The organism is Vannielia sp. ABF1_015 (assembly GCF_056160745.1).
Genome location: NZ_JBSWXT010000001.1, coordinates 2391410 through 2414012, shown reverse-complemented (window position 1 = coordinate 2414012; position 22603 = coordinate 2391410). Strand labels below are relative to the sequence as shown.

28 protein-coding genes are annotated in these 22603 nt (G+C 64.6%); 20 read left to right on the top strand and 8 right to left on the bottom strand.

The window, feature by feature from the left end; all coding sequences use genetic code 11:
• The first annotated feature begins 51 nt into the window (after positions 1-51).
• Entirely contained in the window at positions 52-369 is a 318-nt protein-coding gene (locus tag ACXAG6_RS12120; protein ID WP_140016101.1) for a HesB/IscA family protein, read from the top strand.
• Between the two features lie 67 nt (positions 370-436).
• Here ACXAG6_RS12120 and ACXAG6_RS12115 read toward each other — a convergent pair whose 3' ends face one another.
• Positions 437-643: a hypothetical protein gene (locus tag ACXAG6_RS12115; RefSeq protein ID WP_140014442.1), complete on the bottom strand. Its 207-nt coding sequence runs from the start codon at positions 641-643 to the stop codon at positions 437-439.
• A gap of 138 nt (positions 644-781) precedes the next feature.
• Here ACXAG6_RS12115 and xth point away from each other — a divergent pair, with 138 nt between their 5' ends.
• Positions 782-1573, top strand: coding sequence for an exodeoxyribonuclease III (gene xth, locus ACXAG6_RS12110; protein ID WP_475337822.1), 792 nt, complete (start codon positions 782-784; stop codon positions 1571-1573).
• Complete coding sequence (locus tag ACXAG6_RS12105; RefSeq protein WP_475337821.1) at positions 1566-2339, top strand: DUF6630 family protein; 774 nt, start codon at positions 1566-1568, stop codon at positions 2337-2339. The genes xth and ACXAG6_RS12105 overlap by 8 nt, the downstream gene beginning before the upstream one ends.
• Positions 2340-2397: 58 nt before the next feature.
• Here the strand turns inward: ACXAG6_RS12105 and ACXAG6_RS12100 are convergent, their stop codons facing one another.
• A complete protein-coding gene (locus ACXAG6_RS12100; protein ID WP_475337819.1) occupies positions 2398-3555 on the bottom strand; it encodes an FAD-dependent monooxygenase in 1158 nt (385 codons plus the stop codon).
• 63 nt (positions 3556-3618) lie between these two features.
• Positions 3619-4041, bottom strand: coding sequence for an RNA polymerase-binding protein DksA (gene dksA / locus ACXAG6_RS12095; RefSeq protein WP_140014446.1), 423 nt, complete (start codon positions 4039-4041; stop codon positions 3619-3621).
• 177 nt (positions 4042-4218) lie between these two features.
• Between dksA and ACXAG6_RS12090 the strand changes: the two genes are divergently transcribed.
• The 4 genes from ACXAG6_RS12090 (at position 4219) to ACXAG6_RS12075 (ending at position 7714) form a co-directional block, all read left to right on the top strand.
• The gene (locus ACXAG6_RS12090) at positions 4219-5058 is read left to right on the top strand and encodes an AAA family ATPase (protein WP_475337818.1); all 840 of its coding nucleotides are present in this window, start codon (positions 4219-4221) and stop codon (positions 5056-5058) included.
• A gap of 325 nt (positions 5059-5383) precedes the next feature.
• Positions 5384-6271: a PhzF family phenazine biosynthesis protein gene (locus tag ACXAG6_RS12085; RefSeq protein ID WP_475337816.1), complete on the top strand. Its 888-nt coding sequence runs from the start codon at positions 5384-5386 to the stop codon at positions 6269-6271.
• A gap of 126 nt (positions 6272-6397) precedes the next feature.
• Complete coding sequence (locus ACXAG6_RS12080; protein ID WP_475337815.1) at positions 6398-7231, top strand: PhzF family phenazine biosynthesis protein; 834 nt, start codon at positions 6398-6400, stop codon at positions 7229-7231.
• A gap of 66 nt (positions 7232-7297) precedes the next feature.
• On the top strand, positions 7298-7714 hold the full coding sequence (locus ACXAG6_RS12075) for a Fur family transcriptional regulator (RefSeq protein ID WP_140014450.1): 417 nt from the start codon (positions 7298-7300) through the stop codon (positions 7712-7714).
• On the opposite strand, the gene ACXAG6_RS12070 is transcribed toward ACXAG6_RS12075, so the two are convergent.
• The gene (locus tag ACXAG6_RS12070) at positions 7711-8094 is read right to left on the bottom strand and encodes an ANTAR domain-containing protein (RefSeq protein WP_475337814.1); all 384 of its coding nucleotides are present in this window, start codon (positions 8092-8094) and stop codon (positions 7711-7713) included. The two genes, ACXAG6_RS12075 and ACXAG6_RS12070, sit on opposite strands and share 4 nt — an antisense overlap.
• A gap of 225 nt (positions 8095-8319) precedes the next feature.
• Here ACXAG6_RS12070 and ACXAG6_RS12065 point away from each other — a divergent pair, with 225 nt between their 5' ends.
• From ACXAG6_RS12065 to ACXAG6_RS12030, 8 genes are all read left to right on the top strand, one after another.
• Entirely contained in the window at positions 8320-8568 is a 249-nt protein-coding gene (locus ACXAG6_RS12065; protein WP_475337812.1) for a hypothetical protein, read from the top strand.
• 63 nt (positions 8569-8631) lie between these two features.
• Positions 8632-9525, top strand: a complete 894-nt coding sequence (locus ACXAG6_RS12060) for a DMT family transporter (RefSeq protein ID WP_475337810.1) — start codon at positions 8632-8634, stop codon at positions 9523-9525.
• A gap of 69 nt (positions 9526-9594) precedes the next feature.
• The gene (gene eno / locus ACXAG6_RS12055) at positions 9595-10872 is read left to right on the top strand and encodes a phosphopyruvate hydratase (protein ID WP_475337808.1); all 1278 of its coding nucleotides are present in this window, start codon (positions 9595-9597) and stop codon (positions 10870-10872) included.
• An 88-nt stretch (positions 10873-10960) separates the two neighbouring features.
• Complete coding sequence (locus tag ACXAG6_RS12050; protein WP_475337806.1) at positions 10961-11602, top strand: SMI1/KNR4 family protein; 642 nt, start codon at positions 10961-10963, stop codon at positions 11600-11602.
• Positions 11603-11723: 121 nt separating this feature from the next.
• Positions 11724-12365 (top strand): DUF7002 family protein, encoded by a 642-nt coding sequence (locus tag ACXAG6_RS12045; RefSeq protein ID WP_475337805.1) that lies wholly within the window; start codon positions 11724-11726, stop codon positions 12363-12365.
• Positions 12366-12697: 332 nt separating this feature from the next.
• Complete coding sequence (locus ACXAG6_RS12040; protein ID WP_475337804.1) at positions 12698-12958, top strand: hypothetical protein; 261 nt, start codon at positions 12698-12700, stop codon at positions 12956-12958.
• A gap of 69 nt (positions 12959-13027) precedes the next feature.
• Positions 13028-13510, top strand: a complete 483-nt coding sequence (locus ACXAG6_RS12035; RefSeq protein WP_475337802.1) for a hypothetical protein — start codon at positions 13028-13030, stop codon at positions 13508-13510.
• Between the two features lie 416 nt (positions 13511-13926).
• Positions 13927-14652, top strand: a complete 726-nt coding sequence (locus ACXAG6_RS12030; protein ID WP_475337801.1) for a hypothetical protein — start codon at positions 13927-13929, stop codon at positions 14650-14652.
• Positions 14653-14665: 13 nt separating this feature from the next.
• Here the strand turns inward: ACXAG6_RS12030 and ACXAG6_RS12025 are convergent, their stop codons facing one another.
• Positions 14666-14881, bottom strand: coding sequence for a hypervirulence associated TUDOR domain-containing protein (locus ACXAG6_RS12025; protein ID WP_475337800.1), 216 nt, complete (start codon positions 14879-14881; stop codon positions 14666-14668).
• Between the two features lie 50 nt (positions 14882-14931).
• Positions 14932-15975, bottom strand: coding sequence for an NAD(P)/FAD-dependent oxidoreductase (locus ACXAG6_RS12020; RefSeq protein ID WP_475337798.1), 1044 nt, complete (start codon positions 15973-15975; stop codon positions 14932-14934).
• Positions 15976-16018: 43 nt separating this feature from the next.
• Here ACXAG6_RS12020 and ACXAG6_RS12015 point away from each other — a divergent pair, with 43 nt between their 5' ends.
• Both ACXAG6_RS12015 and ACXAG6_RS12010 read left to right on the top strand, forming a co-directional pair.
• Complete coding sequence (locus ACXAG6_RS12015) at positions 16019-16444, top strand: cupin domain-containing protein (RefSeq protein ID WP_475337797.1); 426 nt, start codon at positions 16019-16021, stop codon at positions 16442-16444.
• Between the two features lie 9 nt (positions 16445-16453).
• On the top strand, positions 16454-17335 hold the full coding sequence (locus ACXAG6_RS12010) for a fatty acid desaturase (RefSeq protein WP_475337795.1): 882 nt from the start codon (positions 16454-16456) through the stop codon (positions 17333-17335).
• Between the two features lie 4 nt (positions 17336-17339).
• Here ACXAG6_RS12010 and ACXAG6_RS12005 read toward each other — a convergent pair whose 3' ends face one another.
• Positions 17340-17711, bottom strand: a complete 372-nt coding sequence (locus tag ACXAG6_RS12005; RefSeq protein WP_475337794.1) for a hypothetical protein — start codon at positions 17709-17711, stop codon at positions 17340-17342.
• Positions 17712-17930: 219 nt separating this feature from the next.
• Positions 17931-19043, bottom strand: a complete 1113-nt coding sequence (locus ACXAG6_RS12000) for an anhydro-N-acetylmuramic acid kinase (RefSeq protein WP_475337793.1) — start codon at positions 19041-19043, stop codon at positions 17931-17933.
• Positions 19044-19113: 70 nt separating this feature from the next.
• Between ACXAG6_RS12000 and tyrS the strand changes: the two genes are divergently transcribed.
• The 3 genes from tyrS (at position 19114) to ACXAG6_RS11985 (ending at position 22577) form a co-directional block, all read left to right on the top strand.
• Positions 19114-20367 (top strand): tyrosine--tRNA ligase, encoded by a 1254-nt coding sequence (gene tyrS / locus ACXAG6_RS11995; protein ID WP_475337792.1) that lies wholly within the window; start codon positions 19114-19116, stop codon positions 20365-20367.
• 116 nt (positions 20368-20483) lie between these two features.
• Entirely contained in the window at positions 20484-21617 is a 1134-nt protein-coding gene (locus ACXAG6_RS11990; RefSeq protein WP_475337790.1) for a zinc ABC transporter substrate-binding protein, read from the top strand.
• A gap of 51 nt (positions 21618-21668) precedes the next feature.
• Complete coding sequence (locus ACXAG6_RS11985; RefSeq protein WP_475337789.1) at positions 21669-22577, top strand: beta-keto acid cleavage family enzyme; 909 nt, start codon at positions 21669-21671, stop codon at positions 22575-22577.
• Positions 22578-22603: the final 26 nt, after the last annotated feature.

The window sequence follows — 22603 nt, the reverse complement described above, 5'->3', positions numbered from 1 at the left end:
CTGCGCCCCATATATTTGAAACGTAACCGGAAAGCGATGCACCCGATGACCCTGACCTTGCCACCCAAAGTCACCCCCCGCGCCTACGCCCGCCTCGCCGAGATCGACGCGGCCCCAAAGGCCCTGCGCGTGGCCGTCGAAGGCGGCGGCTGCTCGGGCTTCCAATATGAGATCACGCTGGATGAACCGGCCGCCGACGACCTCGTGCTTGAGGAGGGCGGCCAGAAAGTGGTGGTCGACGAAGTGTCCCTGCCCTTCCTAGAAGGCGCCACCATCGACTTCTCCGAAGAGCTGATCGGCGCGCGTTTCATCATTGAAAACCCCAACGCCACAAGCTCCTGCGGCTGCGGCACAAGCTTTTCGATGTAATCACGGGCCTCTGACCCGCGTAGGGTGGGCAATCTGCCCACCTTCCTACAAGCCGGTCACGCCGCCCTCACGCCAGATGCCGCGTCCGGTCCTCTTCAACCTCGGGCAGCTCCAGCTCAATATGCCCGGTGCCCGGATGCACCTTCACCACCGGCTTCTCCGGCAAAAAGTCGATCGCCGTGTTCAGGTCGGTGAGCAGCCGGTCAATCGCCTCGCGGCGGGTTTCGATGCGTGGGGTTGATGTGGCCCGCTGGCCAAAGATGGTGCCGAACATTCTACCTGCCTTCTAAATTTCAGGGGCCGCCACTCGGGCGTTTCGCCAAACCAACCCTCCGCGCCCCCGGAGGTTCCCGCACGCATTGTGCATCCGCGCCCCTTGGGGCAGAAAGGCCCGGCAAGCGCGGAGGGCCCCATGAAAATCGCCACCTTCAACATCAACGGCGTAAAAGCCCGCATCGGCGCGGTCACCGATTGGCTGACCGAAAGCGCCCCCGATGTCGCTCTGCTGCAAGAGATCAAATCGGTGGATGAAAATTTCCCCCGCGAGCACTTCGAAGATCTCGGCTATCAGGTCGAAACCCACGGCCAAAAGGGCTTCAACGGCGTGGCGATTCTGTCCAAACTCCCGCTGGAAGATGTCACCCGCGGCCTGCCCGGCGACGATGCCGACGAACAGGCCCGCTGGATCGAGGCCACCGTCATCGGCGAGCGCACCGCGCTGCGCCTCTGCGGCCTCTACCTGCCCAACGGCAACCCGGTAGAAGACGGCAACAGCGAGAAGTTCCGCTACAAGCTGGCGTGGATGGACCGGCTGATCGAGCGCGGCCGCGCCTTGATGGCCGATGAGCAGCCCGCCCTCATGGCCGGCGATTACAACATCATCCCCACCCCGCAAGACGCCGCCCGCCCCGAGGCCTGGGTCGGCGATGCGCTTTTCCACCCCGAAAGCCTCGCCAAGTGGCGCAGCCTGAACAACCTCGGCTTCACCGAAGCCTTCCGCGCCCGTACCCGCGGCCCCGGCCACTACTCCTTCTGGGATTACCAGCGCGGCGCGTGGGACAGGAACGACGGCATCCGCATCGACCATTTCCTGCTCACCCCACAAGCCGCCGACACCCTGCGCGACTGCTGGATCGAAAAAGATGTGCGCGGCCGCGAAAAACCCTCCGATCACGTGCCTGTCTGGGTGGATCTGGATGTCTGACATTCCAGACCGCGCCGCCGCCAGCGGGGCGCTCTCGCTCATCGCCTTGGCCGCCTCTCTGCCGCTCCTCGCCCCGCCACCGCTCTACATGTGGCGTCAGGGCGTGCTTGACCCGCCCCGCGTCAAGCTCACCCGCCTTATTACCGGCAACGATGGCTCAGCCATCCGGGTCGCCCGCGCCATCGAGAGCGGCGACACGCCGGAGGCCATCGAGGCCAAAACCGGCGTGGCACTGGAGGATGGCGGCTCCCGTTCCGTGACCCTCGCTTGGTATCTCATAGAGGCTTTTAGCTGGGACTATCCTCGCGCCGCCTATTTCGACTGGAAAGACGGCTGCGAACAGGTCTGCCCGCAATTCAACGCCATGCTGGAACACCACGGCGTCACCGAGCGCCCCGACCGGGCACAGATCATCGCCGACGAGGCCATTTACGCCGAGGAATGGAGCGCCATGCCCGTGGTCTGGGCCCATTACGCGCCAGTCTTTGATGCTCACGGGCTGCGACTGCTCACCCTTGATCCGCAGCCGGGCTGGGATGCCTATTACATCTTCGTCGTCCCGGCACGCACGGCGCGCAAATGGTCCGGCACCGTGATCGAGGAGCCGGGCGAAGGCGGCCTCGAAATTCGGGCAATCCCTGCCCCCAGCACCGACATCTCCACACCCGAAGGCCTCACCGCCGCGCTCGCTGAAGTCACCGCAACCGACGAAACAGCACACCCCGCGCCCCTCCTCGCAGGCCTCCCCCTCACCGATCTCTTCTGAAAACCCAAAGGGACGGCGGGTGGGGTGTCGCGCTGAAGGCGCGCACGTCACCCCGCCATCAATCAGCGGTCACGTCCTCCCCCCAAAGCCAGTCGAACTTGCCCGGCAGCACCCCTGGCGCAAACCGGCTCGCCGCTCCAAGTGCCCGGTGCGCCGCCCAGCGTTTCGGTCCGCGCGGCATGTGATAATTCCGCGCATTCGCCGTCGCCGCATCCACGATCCTGCGGCACCGCGCCGCCCGCGCCGCCTGAAACGCCGCCAACCCGGCCTCAAGGCTCTCTGCCCCGGCAAGCTCCGCCGCCAGCACCCAGGCATCCTCCAGCCCCATCGCCGCGCCCTGCGCCAGGTAGGGCAAGGTCGGATGCGCCGCATCGCCCATAATCACCAGCCGTTCCCGGTGCCACCGCGCCGCAACCCCATGCCGGAACAGCCCCCAGCGCCGCACTTTCCCCACCCGGTCCAACCATCCCGGCACCGGCCCGCCAAACCCGGCGAAAGCGGCGCGGACCCCCGCAGGATCGCCCGCCACCTGCCAGCCCTCTTCGGCCCACTCCGCCTGCTCCTCGCAGGCCACGATGTTCACCAGCCGCCCGCCCCGCAGCGGATAGGCCACCAGATGCCGCCCCGGCGCGAGAAAGAGCTGCGCCTCAGGCGGCAGCGGCGCCTCGGCCTCCACCAGCGCGCGCCACGCCAACTGATGCGTGAAAACAGGCTCTTGCGGCCCCAAAATCGCACGCCGCGCGACCGAGTGCAGCCCATCCGCACCCACCACCAGCCCGGCCACCAGCGCCTCGCCGCACTCCAGCACCACAGATCCGCCCGGGCGCACCTCCGCCACGCGGCAACCGAGCCTGATCTCCACGCCTGCGTCCCGCGCGCCCCGCTCCAGCACCGCCAGCAGGTCAGCCCGGTGCACATTGGCAAACCGCCCCCGGCCTGCGTAGGGCACAAAAGCCACCTCGCGCCCGCCAGCCGCCTCGCGCATCCGCACACCCCGGCTCTCATCGCTGACCTCGGCAAACTCGGGTGCCAGACCCAGCGCCTCAATCACCCGCCCCGCATTCGGGCTCACCTGAATGCCCGCGCCCACCTCTTCCAGCGCCGCCGCCTGCTCCAGCAGGCGCACCTTCGCCCCGCGCAAGGCCAGGGCGCGCGCAGCGGCCAGCCCGGCAATCCCGCCGCCCAGCACCAAGGCATCCAATCCAATCAGGCTCATAACAGCAAAACGCCCGGGCGGGCCGTTGGCCCCCGGGCGCTCCTTCTCGCATCCGTCACCGGATCAATCGTCCCGATGCACTTTCTCTCGGCGCTCGTGGCGCTCCTGTGCCTCAAGGCTCAGCGTGGCAATCGGGCGGGCATCCAGCCGCTTGAGGCTGATCGGCTCACCGGTCGCCTCGCAATAGCCGTATTCGCCGTTCTCAATGCGCCGCAGCGCCGAGTCGATCTTGGCCACCAGCTTGCGCTGCCGGTCCCGGGTGCGCAGCTCCAGCGCCCGGTCGGTCTCTTCGCTCGCGCGATCGGCAATGTCGGGGATATTCCGTGTGCCATCCTGCAGCGCTTCGATCGTGTCGCGGCTGTCTGACAGCAGATCTTCCCGCCACTTAATCAGCTTGCGCCGGAAGTATTCGACCTGACGGTCATTCATGAAGGGTTCATCTTCGGCCGGGCGATAATCATCGTCCAGAAAAACTTCCTGCTTCATCCGTGCTCCCTCGGGCTGTGCTTTCTTCTCATTCTCACGAGTCGTTTGCATCGCGCGCTCCATTGGGGGTCATCTACACCCGCAAGCCCCCCTTGTCACTGTCTTTTAATGCCGTCAGGGTGGAATTGAACATGCTGTGATCACAATAGGGCTGACAGCAGAAGATTGAGGAAATTCATGAGATTTGAAGGCACTGAAAGCTACGTCGCAACCGAAGATCTGACCGTCGCCGTCAACGCCGCCGTGGCACTGGAGCGGCCCCTTTTGGTCAAAGGCGAGCCCGGAACCGGCAAGACCGAACTGGCCCGGCAGGTGTCGGCGGCGCTTGGCCTTCCCATGATCGAATGGCACATCAAATCCACCACCCGCGCCCAGCAGGGCCTCTATGAATATGACGCCGTTTCGCGCCTGCGCGACAGCCAACTTGGCGACGAGCGGGTGCATGATGTGAAGAATTACATCAAACCCGGCAAACTCTGGGAGGCCTTCTCTGCCGAGGGCCGCGTGGTGCTGCTGATCGACGAGATCGACAAGGCCGATATCGAGTTCCCCAACGACCTACTGCAAGAGCTCGACCGGATGGAGTTTCACGTCTACGAAACCGGCGAAACCGTGAAGGCCGTCAACCGCCCCATCGTCATCATCACCTCCAACAACGAGAAAGAGCTGCCCGACGCCTTCCTGCGCCGCTGCTTCTTCCACTTCATCAAATTCCCCGAAATGGAGACGCTGAAACAGATCGTCGAGGTCCACCACCCCGGCATCAAGAGCGAGTTGCTGACCACCGCGCTGACGCAATTCTACGAAATCCGCGACCAACCCGGCCTGAAAAAGAAGCCTTCCACCTCCGAAGTCCTCGACTGGCTCAAACTCCTCCTCGCCGAAGACCTCACCCCCGAAGACCTAAAACGCGACGGTGCCAACGCCCTCCCAAAACTCCACGGCGCCCTGCTGAAGAACGAGCAGGACGTGCATCTGTTTGAACGACTGGCCTTCATGGCGCGGCGCGAAAGGTAAGGGCACCGCCTCCGCTGAAAGCCGCACTTTTCTGAGGTGCCGCATGGCCCGTGAGAAGACACAAGCAAACCGGCTGCTGGAGCAATGTTAATGAACCCGTCGCTCTGACAGCCATCTACCCCTTTAAAACAAAGAGCCATTTCGCGCCTGCGGCGCCCGCTCGCGTCACGGCCACGACTCGCTGGGGCCGCCAAATCAACCAGTGGCTCAAAACGTGGCCCATCCTCAGCTTTTCTCGCCGCCGAGACACCGCCTACGACTTTTGGATGAATTCCCAAAGATAAAATTCAACTTTTAGGCGTTTGTCTGCCACCTCTTCGCCCCAATGCAACCGAAAGCTGTAGTTGGTAGACCTATTAGCGAGAGCAACATGTCGAACTTTAAAATCATGAATATCTTCGCCGCCCAACCCAATGGCGGCACAACCCTCGCGATCGTGCCCGACGCCGACGGCATGACAGAAGGCCAAATGCAAAGCCTAGCGCAGGAACTCGGACATCCGATGACCGTGTTCCTCTTTACACCGCGCAACCGGGCTCATGCCGCCAGGTTGCGCTTCTTCAATCCTGCGCGCGAAGTCGCCTTTGCCGGGCAGGCAATAATCGGGACAACTGTGTATCTGAGCCGGGAAGGCCGCGCCCCGAACATGTTGTTTGAACTGCCAGAAGGGATTGTGGCCGCCTGGGCCAAGGGCAGTTCTGCCGTCTTCACCATTGAAACCAAGCTGCGCATCCTTGCGCGCCCCGAGATCCGTGATGTGACTGCCGCGCTCTCGCTTAAAAAGGCCGATATCGACCTGCGCCATCACCGCCCCGTGCTTGCCTCCGTCGGGCTGCCGTTCACACTGACCGAGGTCAATTCTCGCCGTGCGCTAGAGGCCGTGTCCCCCAATCTCGAAGCCTTTCAACTGGGCCACAAGCTCTATCCGAGCAGCTTCGATTTTGCCCAGTATTGCTACTTCCGCAAAGGCAACGAGATTCACGCGCGTATGTTCAGCCTCCAAGACGGCATTGTCGAGGATCCGGCCACCGGATCTGCAGCAGCTGTGCTCGCCGCCTTCCTGACGGCGCTCGACGGCAATCAGAGCCTCAACGTGTACCAAGGCACCTACACACGGTGCCCGTCTGTCCTTCAGGTCCGCACCACGGCCAAATCGGTCAGTATCACCGGCACTGCCGTGCCCGTGGTCAACAGACGCCAGCAGGCGGCCTGAGGTACATTCCACAAGGGCGCGTGCATTTCGTGCGCGCCTCTTGTGCCCTCTGCCTCCGTTGGTTTTGCATCCTTGCGTGCGGTTGCCCGCTTCGCCACTCTGGCCGCATCCCAACAAGGCCGGTCCATGCCCACAGATTTCCTCACCCTAGACGTCTTCACGAAAACCCCATTCACAGGTAACCCGCTCGCCGTCATCCCCGATGCGACGGCCCTCCCCGAAGCGGCCCTCCAGAGGATCGCGGCAGAGTTCAACTACTCCGAAACCACCTTCGTCTACCCGCCCGAAGATCCCGACCACACCGCCAAGGTGCGCATCTTCACCCCCACGATGGAAATCCCCTTCGCCGGCCACCCCACCATCGGCACCGCCATTGCCCTCGCCCGCGCAGGCCACGGCCCCGAGATGGTGCTGGAGCTCGGCGTCGGCCCGATCCGCACCCACGCCACCCCCACCGAAGCCAGCTTCACTACCGAGGTCGCGCTGCAAACCATCGCCCACCCCGCGCCCGCACTGGTGGCCGCCGCCCTCTCGCTCCCCGAAAGTGACATCGCCGCGCCGCCGGTGATGGCCTCTGTCGGCCTGCCCTTCACCCTCACCGAGTTGACCTCCCGCGAGGCGCTCTCCCGCGCCGCGCCAAACATCGAAGCCTTCCGCGCAGGCCACGCCGCCCACCCTTCCGGCCTCGATTTCGCGCAATATGCCTATCTCCGCGATGGCGACACCATCCACGCCCGCATGTTCGCCCCGCTCGACAACATCCCCGAAGACCCGGCCACCGGCTCCGCCGCCGCTGCCCTTGCCGCATTTCTCACCGCCCAGCACGGGCCACTCTCGGCCACCATTCATCAGGGGGCCGATATGGGACGGCCCTCGCGAATCCGCATTTCCACCACGGCCAGCGCCGTGACCATCTCCGGCGCTGCCGTGCCCGTGATGCAGGGCACCCTCGCGTTCTGAAGCGCCACTGCCGCTGGAAATCCCTGCCTCTCCCGGCTAAACCCTTGGCACCAGCCGGAGGCCTTCATGACGACCCAAACCCTGATCAAGCGCTCCGCGGCCAAGGGCCTTCGCATCACCGGGCAACGCAGGGTGATCGCCGAGGTGCTCGATGCCGCCTCCGATCACCCGGACGTCGAAGAGCTTTACGCACGCGCCTCCGCGGTCGACCCGAAGATCTCGCTCGCCACGGTCTATCGCACCGTCAAGCTCTTCGAAGAGGCCGGGCTGCTTGAAAAGCTGGAGTTTGGCGACGGACGCGCCCGTTATGAAGACGCCGAGCGCGACCATCACGATCACCTGATCGACATGAAAACCGGCGAGGTGATCGAATTCGTCGATCCCGAAATCGAAGCCCTGCAAGAAAGAATCGCCGCCCGGCTCGGCTACGAGCTCAAGGGCCATCGGCTGGAGCTTTACGGCGTGCGCCGCAAGCCGCGCTAACCGGGCAGGCTCTGGCCCAGCAGCGGCAACAACTCATCCACGCAAACCGGCTTGTAGAGCGTGCCCCGCAGCATCGAGCCAGCAAGGGCCAGCGGCACATCCTGCGCCTCGTAGCTGAGCACCACATGCGGAATTTCCTCTGAAGACAAGCGCATCAGCGCTTTCAAAGCCGCCTCCGGCTCCTCGCCCACATCAACGATCGCCGAAGACACAGGCGCATCGGATGTCGCGAAACCCTCGAAGGAATCCACCTCGACCACGTCGAAGCCCGCTTCCAGCAACATCATCTGCAGATCCATGAACAGCACAGGATCCGCCGACAACACGGCAACGCGGCGCAGCCCGTCTTCGAATGATCCGTTCTGGTTGTGCATGCTCATATCGGCCTCCTGCGCCCACTATGGCACATCGGAGGCCGAATTTAAATTTTCCTTAATAAAAACAGTAGTTTATTATGCTAAAGCGACGCATGTCGCTCACTTTACGGCAATTGAGTAACTTACTCATATTGTGTGTTCTCACATAATGACGGAACCGCAGCGCCCCGCGCATGTTGGCCGCTCAAACCCCGCCCGCCATTGGGCGTGCTGCAGGAGGTGATCCTGATGGAGAAAGACAACACCAAGCGGACCGAACGGTTGCAGATCATGCTGACCGAAGAGGAAACGCGCGCCCTCGATGACTGGCGCTTCAAGCTACGTATGCCGAGCCGCTCCGCCGCCGTGCGCGAACTCTTGCACCGGGGCTTGTCGGCTGAGGGGTTCTTCGATCAGGCGAACGGCTCCGAGCATTCGGGCGACTTCGGCATCTTCGATCCCCGCCGCCACGACGACGACGGCAAAACAGCCAGCTGACCCCCTCGTAAATCCCCGCCCGCCACTGTAGCTCTGCCACGAACAGGGCCGGGAGACGCGCAGGTGACAGAGAATATCAAGGGCATCGCGCTGATGGTGCTGGCCATGCTCGGGCTGGCCTGCACCGATACCGTCGTCAAGCTCATGGCCGAGCATATGCCCGCGCCGCAGGTCATCCTACTGCTGGGCGGTGCAACGGCGCTGATCTTTTCCGCCGTGGCCCTCGCTCGCCGCGAGCCGCTGTTCTCCCGCGCCTTCTTCCACCCGGCGGTCGTGGGGCGCAGCCTTTCAGAAGGGGTGGCGGCGATCACCATCACCTTTGCCATCTCGCTGGTGCCCCTCACCACCGTCTCCGCCCTCATGCAGATGAACCCCATCCTCGTCACCCTCGGCGCGGCGTTGTTCTTTGGCGAGCGCGTGGGCTGGCGTCGCTGGGCGGCAGTGGTCGCCGGGCTGGTCGGAATGTTGATGATCGTCCGCCCCGGCCTGCAGGGGTTCGACCCAAACGCCCTCATCGCCGTTGCCGCCGCCGTGGCCCTCTCGGCGCGCGATCTCACCACCCGCGCCGCACCGCGCGCCATCCCCTCGCTGACGCTGGCTGCCTGGGGCTTTTCGCTGGTGCCGCTCGCCGCCACCGCCGCCCTGCTGATCGGCCCCGGCTTTTCGCCCCTCACATCCGATGGCCTGTTCTGGGCACCGCTCGGCATCCTCTTCACCCTCGCAGGCTACCTCGCCCTCACGGCGGCCACCCGCACGGGCGAATTGGCCACCATCGCCCCCTTCCGCTATTCCCGCCTGCTCTTCGCCACCCTCATCGGCGTCACCTTCTTTGCCGAGCGCCCCGATGGCTGGACGATTGCCGGCTCGCTCCTCATCATCGCCGCCGGGCTCTACGCCTTCCTGCGTGAGCGCCAGCTTGCCGCCCGCCGCGCCGCTGCTCCACCTGCCGTGCCCTGACACCCTTGCGCCCTCCCCCCGCGCTGCTATGACGTAATCAAAAGCAATCGTCCCAAGGGAGCCCGGCCAATGAGCATCATCATCGACATCCACGCCCGCGAGATTCTCGATAGCCGGGGCAACCCCACGGTCGAAGTCGATGTCACGCTCGAAGACGGCACCCTTGGCCGCGCTGCCGTGCCCTCCGGCGCCTCGACCGGGGCGCATGAAGCGGTCGAAAAGCGCGATGGCGACAAGTCCCGCTACAAGGGCAAAGGCGTGCGCGAGGCCGTTGCGGCGGTGAACGGCGAGATCGCCGAAGCTCTGGTCGGCTTTGAAGTCACCGAGCAGGTCGGCATCGACAGCGCGATGATCGAACTCGACGGCACCCACAACAAGGGCCGCCTCGGGGCCAATGCCATCCTCGGCGTCTCCCTCGCCGTGGCTAAGGCCGCAGCCGAATATACCGGCCAGCCGCTCTACCGCTACGTGGGCGGCACCTCGGCCCGCACCCTGCCGGTGCCGATGATGAACATCATCAACGGCGGCGAACACGCCGATAACCCGATCGACATCCAGGAATTCATGATCATGCCGCTCTCGGCCCCCACCATCGCCGAGGCGGTGCGCATGGGCTCGGAGGTGTTCCACACTCTCAAGGGCGAGCTTTCCGCCGCTGGCATGTCCACCGGCCTCGGCGATGAAGGCGGCTTCGCGCCAGAGCTCGCCTCCACCCGCGACGCGCTCGATTTCATCCTGAAGTCCATCGAGAAAGCCGGCTACAAACCGGGCGAAGATATCTACCTCGCCCTCGATTGCGCCGCGACCGAGTACTACAAGGACGGCAAATACGAGATGAAGGGCGAAGGCGCCTCGCTCTCCTCCGAAGAAAACGCCGACTACCTCGCCAAACTCGCCGCTGACTACCCGATCATCTCCATCGAAGACGGCATGTCGGAGGATGACTGGGAAGGCTGGAAGATCCTGACCGACAAGATCGGCGACAAGGTGCAGCTGGTGGGCGACGACCTCTTCGTTACCAACCCCACCCGCCTCGCGGACGGGATCGAAAAAGGCGTGGCCAACTCCATGCTGGTGAAGGTCAACCAGATCGGCACCCTGACCGAAACGCTCAAGGCCGTCGATATGGCCCACCGCGCGCGCTACACCAACGTCATGTCGCACCGCTCGGGCGAAACCGAGGACGCGACGATTGCCGACCTCGCCGTTGCCACCAACTGCGGCCAGATCAAAACCGGCAGCCTCGCCCGCTCCGACCGGCTGGCCAAGTACAACCAACTCATCCGCATCGAGGAAGAGCTGGGCGAAGTGGCCGTCTACGCAGGCCGCTCGGTCCTGAAGGGCTAAGCGCCTTGCGCACACGGGGGCAACGAGGACTGCAACCGGTTCCGCGTCAAAGTCAAAGCCCTTCCCTTTAGCCTCAAGGAGCGACTCCATGCGCCGTTTCCTTTCTTCGCTCTTCTCCATCGCCGCCGCGCCCGCCGCCGCGGAGCCCGGCCTGTCCGCTCTGCTGACCGAAGTCGAAACCCTCTTACGCCAAAAATCCCCCGACGCCGCCGCAAGCCTCCGCCCCGGCCTTGACGCGGCAGAGATCAGCGCGCTGGAGGAGGCTCATGGGCTCACCCTCCCCGAGGAGGTCCGCGCGATCTACCGCTGGCACGATGGCCAGGATCCCGGCAGTTTTCAGACCCTGGCCGAAAACATGGCCGTACTTTCGCTGTCCGAAGCGCTTGAGGTTAAGGAAGAATTCGATGGCATGATCGGCCACGATTTCACACTCGAGAACTGGTGGCACCCGGCATGGCTGCCAATCTTCCACAACGGCGGTGGCGCCTACCTGGTGGTGGACGGCGCGGGCCTTCACGGCGGCCCTAAAGGCCAGATTATCAGCTTCTACAGCGATGAGGCGAGCCGGCCGATCATCGCGCCCGGTCTGACAGCCTTCATGGAGGGGGTGCGCGATTATTACACTACTACCCCCTCCGAAGAGATCGACGAGTTCCGTTCGCTCAAAGAGTACTTGCCCGAACCGGATTATACCTTCGAGGCTTCCGGCACGGCCACGCCCCTGCAGTAGGCCACCGGCCAGCCGCGCCACTGCTGCCACACCCACCGAAAACTGCACGGGCAGGCAGTTTACGTAGCGCAAGGCATTTTGTAGGCCTAATCAAAATCAATGGGACGTGAGATAGCAAGCAATGGACCGCGAAGAGTTCGTCGAGCATGTCGGCCCGCAATTGGTGCATCTCACGATGCGCTCCAACGTGCCGGGCATCAACGCGGGCGGGCTCATCCGCGCCGCCGAGATCGCACGCCGTGCCGGGATTGATCCGCGCAGCCTGCGCCTGCGCAAAGAGCGCACCGAAATTCAGCTCGACAACCGAGTCATCAAGCTCAACCACCAGCGCCCGCTGATCGCTGGCGCCAAACAGGTCGAAACCTTTCTCGACGGCCACACGCTCGAAAGCTGGTCCGACGTGCTGAACTCCCGCCTGTTTTTCTGGCCCACCGACGGCGGCACCAGCTTTGCCGACAGCCTGAAGGCCGAGGCCGGGATCGTCGAAGTCCGGCTCGACAGCCGCCGCTTCTTCGATGCCTTCGCCCCCGATATCGACCTCTCCCCCATCAACTCCGGCTCCGCCACCCGCCGCGCCTCGGTGCGCGGCGACTGGCTGTTTGTGCCGGTGTCCGAGGGCTGGGACGCCTTCGCCGAAAACCGCCGCAAGCGCGGGCACGCAGGGCGCCGCGACAGCGTCGCCGAAGTTTCCATCGCACGCGACATCCCGCCCGAGATCTTCCGCACCCTCATGCTCGCCCCCGGCCAAACCGCCAAAGCCTGAGGCGCGCACGGGCGTCCCGCCCCCATCCAACAAATGCCCGCCTCACGCTTCTCGAGCGAACCGGCAACTTCCGACAGCAAAGAGGCACTCCCGGCACAAGGCAGCCCGGGCTGCGGGTGTCGGGACCGTCTGCCCCCAACACAGTGCGGCTCGCGTCACGGCAAAAGCTGGCGCGCTGGCAACAGGCGACGAAGGCCAGTTTGAGCCCACGACGCTGATGCTGCGTTTCACACAATCATTCGGCTCTCAACTCACGATATCAAACCACAACAGGTTCAGGCAGCTCCCAAGCCTTAGTCTCGTCGCAATTTTCGCGTAGTATTCATAAAAACTTGGCCCCCAACGACGCGAAAATAACAATGCATGACTGCGACATTCAGGATAGCCGGGTCGACAAGAAGCGATTGCCGCAGGGATTCTGGCGTTTGATCCTGGCTGCTGTTTTGATCGGAAATCTTGGCATGCTCGCGTTGATCCGGGTCTCCGTGCCAGACTGGATTGCCGTATCTGTGCCTATATTGGCGGTCGGAATTGCCGGAGTGATTATCGAATACCGCCAGCCACAAGCTGGACGCGGCAAGGATGGGAGATAACAAAATTGAACCCTTCCTGTGATAATGGTTGCCCAATGAGCGAAGGCTGGTCGTCCTTATGCGAGACACATGATGGTTGATCGGGAGGATACTCCGGCGAAATACGCCAAGCTGATCATTGTCGCCGTGATCTTGCTGGGCGTCGTTCCGGCGACGGCGTTAGCGGGATGGCTCTATTGGCTTGCATCCGAAAACCATCCTTGGATGATCGGGTTTGGACCGTTCTTGGCCTTGTTCGTCCTTGTGTCCTGGCCGATGGAATTCCTGCTGTCACGGAGCCACTGGCTCAGGCGGGTTACAGGTGGGGGCCAGCTTCATAAGACAGTGGTCAAGTATTTGCCTTCATACCTTGTTCTTGGGATCGCCGTAGCAATTAGCGATCTGGATCATGAACGGGAGACGCAGGCAAACCTCGGTGAATACGTTCTTTCCATCGTACTTGTGACTGTTCTCCTCATTGCCCTTGAATTGATACAACCCGTCATCGCACGAAGGTGGGCGGCCTTTCGCGAACGCAGGAAGAGTCGGGACAGTCCTGAGGGCTCGAAATAACAGTCCGAATTGGCTGCGCAAGAGTTGAGAGGAGACGAGATGAGTATGCCTTTCGGCCAGTTCCGTTCTGCGGCCATCCTTGCGATCAATTCTATAGGCGTCACGGCTACAATCGGAATTCTATTCGCCCTGCTCACCGGGAGTGACTATCATCCGCTCGTTGTCTTGGCCGCGTTACTATACCTTCTGTTCCGTCCCCTGCTGTTTTGGGTGGCAGGTCGAAGCAAGAAGCACACGAGCCAGAACGACCGCTAGAATGATCCTTGCGCAGCCGGTGCGACGTCGGCCACTGCGTCACAGGCAGCGAGGACGCGTTCAGCGCTCCGGAAGACAGGGTAAGGTCACGTGCAACCTCTGGCCTTTCCCGCCCAGCGTCTCCGCCCTAGGCTGGGCCAACCCTTGCCCTCGGCTCGCCCATGCGCCTTCTCGCCGCCCTCTCCCTCCTCGCCACCCAGGCCGCCGCCGAGCCCCTCTTCGACGGTCGCGCACGGCTCACCCTGCCCGAGGGCTTCACCCGTACCGGCACCACCGAACAGGGCTTCACCTTCACCACTCGCCCAATCTGGGAAACCCTCACGCTCAAGGGCGACGTTGCCGAACTCTCCCGCATCGCCCGCGCCGATGCCGTCTTCTTCGGCACCGACAACCCCGATTGCGCCGCCGAAGCCGCCTTCCCCTACCACTGGTCCTGCAAACCGGCCGAAACGCTCACCGTCGAGCTCTTCGATCTCGCCACGCCGCTCGGGCAGGCCAGCCTCGCCACCCGCTTCACGCCCCAGCTTGCCGGCGACTGGTCCGACCTGCCGCCCAGCACCCTGCAAGCCCGTTACTGCCCCCCACCGCACCACGGCACCCACGCAGGGCCGATCCTCACCTGCTTCCGGAGCGATCTCGTCACAGAGCGCCCCACCATCGCGCAACGCCTCATCCTGACCGAGAGCCACGCCATTGAGGTCACGGCGCAAAACGGGCTCCTCGCCGCCCAGATCAACATGGCCCTCTTCGGAGAAAACCGCGCGGCCGCGCCCTCCCGCGACGAGGCCCAACGCGCCTATGAGGCCCTGCGGAAGAGCTACTGGGGCGGCGTCACCCCCGAGGCGCTGGCCGGTGAGGCCCTGCTCGGCACTGTCAGCCTGCCCTGAGCCCCTGTCGCGGTCACATCACCCGCACTTCGCTCGCCAGCTTCAACACCCCGGCACCCTTGTCGGTCTCGATAAACAGCGCCGGGTTCTCCGCCGTGCCCTTCCGCTTGATCCACGAGCCCTTCAGCTTGCGCTCCACGGTCTCTTCATGCACCTCGCGCACCCGGCCCTCGCCGGTGCCACGGCCCCAATCCCATTCCACCCGGTCACCTTCTGACGGCTTTTGCATCGCATCCTCCTGTCTGTTGCCCCTATCAACGCACAGCAGGCCGGATCGGATCACCCAAATCGCGCGGGCCGATAGGGCGCCAGCACCTCCTGCGCCGCGCCGCCCATCTCCGCCGCCACCAATTCGCCCATCAGCGCGCCAAGCGTCACGCCCGAATGCATCACCGCCAGCCACAGGCCCTCCGGCCCTGCCGCGCCCACCACCGGCAAGCCATCGCCGGGCACCGGACGCCACGCCAGCCGCGCCTCTGCCATCTCCAGCTTCAAGTCCGGAAACATCCGCCCCAGCCGCCCCAGCGTGGCCTCGGCCAGCGCCTGTGCGGTCTGCCCCAAGGCCTCGGTCTCGTCGGCTTGATGGTTCGGCGATGTCGGCGCAATCAGGCAGCCCTCCGCATCCTGCCTGATCTCCATGCCCCCGGGCACCAACACCGGCGCAAACCGCGCTTCCACAGGCGTGGTGCGCAACACCGCCGCTGGCCGCGTCAGCATCGGCAGCGCCACACCCAACGGCTCAACCAGCGCCGCCGCGCCAACACCGGCGCACACCAGCACCCGGTCCGCCGCAATCACGCCGCCCTCCACCGCCACGCCCGTTACCCGGCCGCCCGCCACCGCTATGCGCTGCACCCTGCACCCGCTCAAAATCCGTGCACCCGAAGCCTCCAGCAGCCGCCGCGCCACCGCCGCGGCCTCCACCACCCCCTCCGTGGGCATGAACCACGCCCGCTCCGGCACCTCCGCCATCCCCGGCACCTCCTCGCGCAGATCCGCAGCCGACCACTCTTCCACCGGGTAGCCAAACCGCTCCAGCGCGCCAATATCGGCCACCTCCCAATTCAGGCAGCCGCACCAATTCACCAAGCGCCCAAGCTCGCCCTCCAGCCGGTGCCACGCTTCCATCGCCTCCCGGCGCAGCCTGAAGTGATGCGCGTCATGATAAAAACTCGCGTTGACCCAGCCAAAACTGGCCGAAGTCGCCTCGCCCCCCGGCCCGGCAGCCTCCACCACCACCACATCCGCCCCGCCCTGCGCCAGCCGAAAGGCGCAGCTCGCCCCGATCAGCCCCGCGCCCACAATCACAACCCGCTCGCCCATGCCGTGCCTTTCCCTTGCCTGCCCCCAAGGCTAGCCTGCCCGGATGGACGCACAAGACATCATCGACCACCTCGCCCTTTCGCCCCACCCCGAAGGCGGCCACTACCGCCAAACCTGGGTCGAAAGCCCGGCCTCGGGCCGCCCCTCGGGCAGCTGCATCTACTTCCTGCTCAAGCCCGGTGAGCGCAGCCACTGGCACCGCGTCGATGCCACCGAAATCTGGCACTTCTACGCCGGTGCCCCCATCACCCTCCGCCTCGCCGCAACCGAGACAGGCCCCGCCACCCGCCACAGCCTCGGGCCAGACCTCGCCACGCAGAGCCCCCAGATCATCGTGCCCAAGCACCACTGGCAGGCCGCCGAAGCTGGCCCCGATGGCTGGGCGCTCGTCGGCTGCACCGTCTCACCCGGCTTCACCTTCGAGGGCTTCACCCTCGCGCCTGCGGGCTTTGACATCCCCGAGAGCTGAGCCGCCGGGATGGATCACAGGGCCCTGCTCGCCAGCCTTCCGCCTGACACCCGCGCCGAGCTCACTCGCCGGCGGCCCGGCCCCGGCCTCGCCCGCCTTGCCGCCCATATCGCGCTCATCCTCGCCACCGGCAGCTATGTTGCCCTCGGCCTTCCGCTCTGGTGGCTGATGATGCTGCCCCTCGGCGTGGTGATGACCTTTCTCTTCACGCTGGAGCATGAATGCACCCATGCCACCCCCTTCACCGGCGGCTGGTTCAACGAGGCGGTGGGCACCGCCTGCGGGCTGCTGCTGATCCTGCCCTTCCGCTGGTTCCGGTTCTTCCATCTCGCCCACCACCGCCACACCGGCGATCCCGCGCGCGACCCCGAGATCGCAGGCCACCCCCGCCCGGGCACCCGCGCGGACCTCGCGCTCTACCTCACCGGCTGGGGCTTCTGGCTTGGCAACCTCGCGGCGCTCCTGCGCAACGCCGCCGCGCGCCCCGCGCCCTATGTGCCGCCCCGCCAACGCCGCGCGGTCATCTGGGAGGCCCGCGCCCATATCGCGATCTGGCTCACCGCGCTGCTCACCGTTCCGCCCAGCTACCTGCTAAGCCTCTGGGTGCTGCCGCTGCTGCTCGGCCAGCCCGCACTCCGGCTCTACCTGCTGGCCGAGCACGGCCTCTGCCCGCCCGTCGCCAACATGCTGGCCAATACCCGCACCATGCTCACCACCCGCGCCATCCGGTTCCTCGCGTGGAACATGCCCTACCATGCCGAGCATCACGCCTTCCCCGCCGTGCCCTTCCACGCCCTGCCCAAACTGCATGAAAAAACCCGGGCTCACCTCCAGCAAGTGAGCCCGGGCTATGCCGCATTCACACGGAGCTACCTTCGCAGCCTCCGGTGACCACTCAGCGACATCCCTTTGCCTTGTAAACCGAGCGGGCCGCATCCCGCCGCAGGGCTGCATCCTTCACCACATTGCCGCCGATCTCCGCTGCAATCCCGGCCTTCTTGCCGCGCCCAAGCAGGGCACCGGCCACTTGCAGGCCCCGGCCCTTGCTCGCCTTGCCCGCAATCTTCGCCGCCTTGCCATATTCCTTCGCCAGCGCCCGGCAATCGCGCTTGGCGTAGTTGCCGACCAAACGCTGGTATTTCACCGCGTCCTGCCCGCGATAGCCGTGGCTCTTTGCGCTCGCAATCGGGGCGGCGTGGCCCATGCTCGCCAGCATCGCCGAGGCGGTCAGAACCGCCAGAATGGTTGCCAAAACTCTCATCGTCATATCCTCTCATGTCCAAGGCCCGTTACCTTGGCCAAGAGAGCTACCGCGCAGCTTCGCCTTGGGTCACGTGACGAATGCCGTCATGCGCCACCGCGCGGGGCGTTAACCCCGGGCGTAGAGGAAAATAAGCATAGGTATGGGATGTGCATCACTTGTGCATAGGTTGTGGCCTGTTGCTTTTCCGGGTTAACGCCACCGAAAAGCCCGCCATACCGGCATTTATGCAAAGCCTCCGCCCGGCTCTGTCACCACTCCACCGCCCACCGCCGCCCGCACGCCCGTGGTGCCCGGCCATGAGGTCGGCAGGCCCTTCGCGACACGCACCGCAAGGTAGGCAAAGGCTTGAGCTTCCAGCATATCTCCGTCGAGGCCAACCTTTTCCACCGGCAGAACAGGGCAGCCAAGGCCCTGCGCGATCATCGCCATCATCACCGGATTTTTCCGCCCACCGCCCGTCACAAGCACGCGCTCCGGCGGGGCCGGAAAATGCTCCGCCCCTCGCGCCACACCCGCTGCCGCCACTGCCGTCAGCGTGGCCGCCGCATCAGCATCCGACAACCCCTCAACCTCCTGCAAAACATCAGAAAAATCATCCCGATCGAGGCTCTTGGGCGGCACCTTGTAGAAGTAACGATGCGCCGCGAACCGGCCCAGAATTCCCTCATCCACAACGCCCCGCGCCGCCAATTCGCCGCCCTCGTCAAAGGGCTGCCCCAGCCTGCGGCTGACGAGATCGTTGAGCGGCGCGTTTGCAGGCCCTGTATCGAAAGCCACCATCGCCTCCGGCCCCCGCCCCGGGTCGATCCACGTGACATTGCCAACCCCGCCAAGGTTCAGAAAAACAAGCGGTTTCTCGGCGCCGATCCATTTGGCCAGAGCGTAGTGATAGGCCGGGGCCAAAGGTGCGCCCTGCCCGCCCATATCAACATCACTGCTGCGAAAATCCCAAACCAATGGTCGACCCAGCGCCTCCGCCAGCACCCGTCCGTCACCCGCCTGATGGGTGCCACGGCCGTGCGGATCATGGGCAAGCGTCTGGCCATGAAAGCCAACAATATCAACCCCCTCCAGCAGTTCTTCCAGCAGCACCCCATGGGCGGTTTCCACCACCTCCGCCGCCTCAGCCACGCCGGCCTCGCCCGGCCAGCGCCCCAAGGCGGCACGTATCGCCGCCTGCTCTGGCCCCGAATACTCCCGGTAAGCGCTTGGCCCAAAGCCAAAAATCTGATCACCGTCGGTTTCAATCACCGCCGCATCCACCCCGTCCAGCGAGGTGCCGCTCATCGCTCCCAGCGCCCGCACGCGCGACTGACCCTTGGCCTTTTTCAACATGGCCTTCCCCTCTTGCCTGCCTGCCAGTATGAGGGGGTCTCACAACCCTTCGCAAGCATGGAAAACAGCGATGACCTACCACCCCAAATCGGACTTCATGGCCGTAATGATAGAGCGAGGCTTCCTGGCGGATTGCACCGACTATCAGGGCCTCGACGAAGCACTGATCCAAGGCGTGGTCCCGGCCTATATCGGCTACGATGCAACGGCGAAGTCGCTGCACGTCGGTCACCTGCTCAACATCATGATGCTGCGCTGGCTCCAGAAGACCGGCCACAAGCCGATCACGCTGATGGGCGGCGGCACCACCAAGGTGGGCGACCCGAGCTTCCGCGCGGACGAGCGCCCGCTTCTGACGCCCGAGGCCATCGACGACAACATCGCCTCGATGAAGAGCGTTTTCGCCAAGTACCTCAGCTACGGCGACGCGCCCACCGATGCGCTGATGCTGAACAACGCCGAGTGGCTCGACGGGCTCAACTACCTGGAATTCCTGCGGGATATCGGCCGGCACTTCTCGGTGAACCGGATGCTCAGCTTCGAATCCGTCAAGTCGAGGCTGGACCGGGAGCAATCTCTCAGCTTCCTCGAGTTCAACTACATGATCCTCCAGGCCTACGACTTCCTGGAGCTGAACCGCCGCTACGGCTGCCTGCTCCAGATGGGCGGGAGCGACCAGTGGGGCAACATCGTCAACGGCATCGACCTCACCCGCCGGGTGATCGACCAGCAGATCTTCGGCCTCACGTCGCCGCTGCTGACCACCTCCGACGGCCGCAAGATGGGCAAAAGCCAGGGCGGCGCCATGTGGCTGAACGCCGACATGCTCGCGCCCTACGAGTTCTGGCAGTTCTGGCGCAACACCACCGATGCCGACGTGGCCCGCTTCCTCAAGCTCTACACGGAGCTTCCCGTTGACGAATGCGAAAGGCTCGGTGCGCTAGAAGGCTCCGAGATCAACGACGCCAAGATCCGGCTTGCCAATGAGGTCACAACCCTCTGCCACGGCGCCGAGGCTGCGGCAGCGGCAGAGGCAACGGCGCGTGAGGTTTTCGAGAAGGGCGGCGTGGGCGATGATCTGCCCACCCTCACCCTCACGGCGGCGGATGTGGCCGACGGTATCTCGGTGGTGCAGCTGATCACCCGCGCCGGGCTGGCGAAATCGGGCAAGGAAGCCAAGCGCCTGATCGCCGACAATGGCGCCCGGATCGACGATGCACCGCTCACCGACGCGGGCCTGATGCTTGACGCCGCCGCACTGTCTGCGCCGGTTAAGCTCTCCGCCGGCAAGAAACGTCACGCCCTCGTCGTGCTGGAAAGGTGAAATAACAACGGGTTACGGCGCGGCCCTCACCCGACCGCGCCGTTAACCCACCTGCAAGCACTTGCAATGTTATAACATCACTTTTACACCCTCTCCGACTCACATCGGAGACTTTCATGCGCCTTTCCCCATCCCTCCTCGCCCTCCTCGCCGCCACCCCCGCCCTTGCCGAACCCAAGGTGCTGGTCGACCTCCCGCCGGTCCACTCCCTCGTCGCTCAGGTGATGGACGGCGTCGGCACCCCCACCCTCCTGCTGGACCGCGCCACCTCCGGCCACGACCTCTCCCTGCGCCCGTCCCAAGCCGGTGCCGCCCAAGAGGCCGACCTGATCTTCTGGGTCGGCCCCGCCATGTCGCCCGGCCTTGAGAAGCCCTTTGAAACCCTTGGCGAAAACGCCCGCATCATCGCTCTGATGGAGCAACCAGAAACGCTCATCATCGACAGCGCCAATGCCGAAGCCCACCACCATGACGGCGAGGAAGAGCATGAGGCGCATGGTGAGCACGATCACGAAGATCACGCCGAGCATGACCACGAGGCCCATGACGACCACAATCATGAAGACCACGCCGAGCACGATCACGAGGCCCATGACGACCACGATCATGAAGACAACGCCGAGCACGATCACGAGGCCCATGACGACCACGATCACGAAGACCACGCCGAGCATGATCACGAGACCCATGACGACCACGAGGACCACGCCGAAGGCGCGCATGACGGGCACGATCACGGCCCCGAAGACCCGCACGTCTGGCTCGACCCGGTCAATGCTCAAGCCTGGTTGCCGCTGATCGCCAAGGCCCTCTCCGAGAAAGACCCGGAAAACGCAGCGACTTACAGCGCCAACGCCACCCGCGCCGCGGAGCAGCTCGCTGCGCAAACCACCGAGATCGCCGCCACCCTCGCCCCCTATGAGGGCCGCGACTACCTCGCCACCCACCGCGCCTTCGCCTACTTCGAAAGCCGCTTTCACCTCGCCCCCGCCCACGCCCTCTCGGGCGTCGACGGCAATACCGCCGGCCCCCGCGCGATGGAAGAGGTTCGCCACGCCGCCGAAGAGGGCATAACCTGCCTCATCACCGAGCCGGATACCTCTTCCGCAACCGTCGCCACCCTCACCGAGGGCACAGCCCTCATTGCCCATGGGCTCGATCCGCTTGGCCGCGACATTGCCCCCGGCCCGGACCACTACAGCGCGCTTCTGCAAGAGATCGCAGCAACTTACGCTGCCTGCCTGAAGTGATTGCGCCACGGCGACATCGGCCCTAACCTTCCTCCAAGGGAGGACTAGCCGATGCCGCTCACCATGTCCCGCGAGGTCTTCATCACCTGCGCCCTCACCGGCGCGGGTGGCACGCAAGACCGCTCCCCCCACGTCCCCCGCTCGCCAAAGCAAATCGCCGATGCGGCCCGCGATGCGGCGCTCGCCGGGGCCGCCTGCGTCCACATTCATGTGCGCGACCCCGAAACCGGCGCGCCCTCCCACAACCTCGGCCTCTTCCGCGAAACCGTGGAGCGCATCCGCGACCTCGAACCTGACCTTGTGATCAACCTCACCTGCGGTTTCGGGGGCGACCTTTTCTTTGGCCCGCCCTCGCAACCCCTTCCGATTTCACAACAATCCGTCGTCCTCTCCGCCGAAGAGCGAGTCGCCCATGTGGCCGATTGCCTGCCTGAGATCTGTACGCTGGATTGCGGCACCATGAACTTCGCCGAGAACGATTATGTAATGGCCAACACGCCCGGCATGCTCCGCTCCATGGCCCGCGCCATGACGACCTTCGGCGTGAAACCAGAGATCGAGGCCTTCGACACCGGCCACCTCTGGCTCGCCCGCCAGTTGGTGGACGAGGGCGTCATAGCCTCCCCCGCGCTGGTGCAACTCTGCATGGGCGTGCCTTGGGGCGCCCCAAATGATCTGGCCACCCTCAACGCCATGCTCGCGGGCATCCCTGAGGGGTGGACGTTCTCGGCCTTCTCACTGGGCCGCGATCAAATGCCCTATGTGGCCGCGGCGGTGCTTGCAGGCGGCCATGCCCGTGTAGGGCTGGAAGATAACCTTATGATTTCCCGTGGAGAACTCGCCACAAACGCCCAGCTTGTGGAGCGCGCCGTGACCATTGTTGAAAGCCTCGGTGCGCGGGTGATGACGGCGCAACAGATGCGCGATAGTCTCGGTCTGGTGAAGCGATCACCCATTTAAACCCAATTTAAACTGTTTCGGAGATA

Bases quoted from the DNA above. Each gene is read 5' to 3' on its own strand.
- ACXAG6_RS12115 (WP_140014442.1), bottom strand. From the start codon at position 643: ATGTTCGGCACCATCTTTGGCCAGCGGGCCACATCAACCCCACGCATC.
- xth (WP_475337822.1), top strand. From the start codon at position 782: ATGAAAATCGCCACCTTCAACATCAACGGCGTAAAAGCCCGCATCGGC.
- ACXAG6_RS12105 (WP_475337821.1), top strand. From the start codon at position 1,566: ATGTCTGACATTCCAGACCGCGCCGCCGCCAGCGGGGCGCTCTCGCTC.
- ACXAG6_RS12100 (WP_475337819.1), bottom strand. From the start codon at position 3,555: ATGAGCCTGATTGGATTGGATGCCTTGGTGCTGGGCGGCGGGATTGCC.
- dksA (WP_140014446.1), bottom strand. From the start codon at position 4,041: ATGAAGCAGGAAGTTTTTCTGGACGATGATTATCGCCCGGCCGAAGAT.
- ACXAG6_RS12090 (WP_475337818.1), top strand. From the start codon at position 4,219: ATGAGATTTGAAGGCACTGAAAGCTACGTCGCAACCGAAGATCTGACC.
- ACXAG6_RS12085 (WP_475337816.1), top strand. From the start codon at position 5,384: ATGCAACCGAAAGCTGTAGTTGGTAGACCTATTAGCGAGAGCAACATG.
- ACXAG6_RS12080 (WP_475337815.1), top strand. From the start codon at position 6,398: ATGCCCACAGATTTCCTCACCCTAGACGTCTTCACGAAAACCCCATTC.
- ACXAG6_RS12075 (WP_140014450.1), top strand. From the start codon at position 7,298: ATGACGACCCAAACCCTGATCAAGCGCTCCGCGGCCAAGGGCCTTCGC.
- ACXAG6_RS12070 (WP_475337814.1), bottom strand. From the start codon at position 8,094: ATGAGCATGCACAACCAGAACGGATCATTCGAAGACGGGCTGCGCCGC.
- ACXAG6_RS12065 (WP_475337812.1), top strand. From the start codon at position 8,320: ATGGAGAAAGACAACACCAAGCGGACCGAACGGTTGCAGATCATGCTG.
- eno (WP_475337808.1), top strand. From the start codon at position 9,595: ATGAGCATCATCATCGACATCCACGCCCGCGAGATTCTCGATAGCCGG.
- ACXAG6_RS12050 (WP_475337806.1), top strand. From the start codon at position 10,961: ATGCGCCGTTTCCTTTCTTCGCTCTTCTCCATCGCCGCCGCGCCCGCC.
- ACXAG6_RS12045 (WP_475337805.1), top strand. From the start codon at position 11,724: ATGGACCGCGAAGAGTTCGTCGAGCATGTCGGCCCGCAATTGGTGCAT.
- ACXAG6_RS12035 (WP_475337802.1), top strand. From the start codon at position 13,028: ATGATGGTTGATCGGGAGGATACTCCGGCGAAATACGCCAAGCTGATC.
- ACXAG6_RS12030 (WP_475337801.1), top strand. From the start codon at position 13,927: ATGCGCCTTCTCGCCGCCCTCTCCCTCCTCGCCACCCAGGCCGCCGCC.
- ACXAG6_RS12025 (WP_475337800.1), bottom strand. From the start codon at position 14,881: ATGCAAAAGCCGTCAGAAGGTGACCGGGTGGAATGGGATTGGGGCCGT.
- ACXAG6_RS12020 (WP_475337798.1), bottom strand. From the start codon at position 15,975: ATGGGCGAGCGGGTTGTGATTGTGGGCGCGGGGCTGATCGGGGCGAGC.
- ACXAG6_RS12015 (WP_475337797.1), top strand. From the start codon at position 16,019: ATGGACGCACAAGACATCATCGACCACCTCGCCCTTTCGCCCCACCCC.
- ACXAG6_RS12010 (WP_475337795.1), top strand. From the start codon at position 16,454: ATGGATCACAGGGCCCTGCTCGCCAGCCTTCCGCCTGACACCCGCGCC.
- ACXAG6_RS12005 (WP_475337794.1), bottom strand. From the start codon at position 17,711: ATGACGATGAGAGTTTTGGCAACCATTCTGGCGGTTCTGACCGCCTCG.
- ACXAG6_RS12000 (WP_475337793.1), bottom strand. From the start codon at position 19,043: ATGTTGAAAAAGGCCAAGGGTCAGTCGCGCGTGCGGGCGCTGGGAGCG.
- tyrS (WP_475337792.1), top strand. From the start codon at position 19,114: ATGACCTACCACCCCAAATCGGACTTCATGGCCGTAATGATAGAGCGA.
- ACXAG6_RS11990 (WP_475337790.1), top strand. From the start codon at position 20,484: ATGCGCCTTTCCCCATCCCTCCTCGCCCTCCTCGCCGCCACCCCCGCC.
- ACXAG6_RS11985 (WP_475337789.1), top strand. From the start codon at position 21,669: ATGCCGCTCACCATGTCCCGCGAGGTCTTCATCACCTGCGCCCTCACC.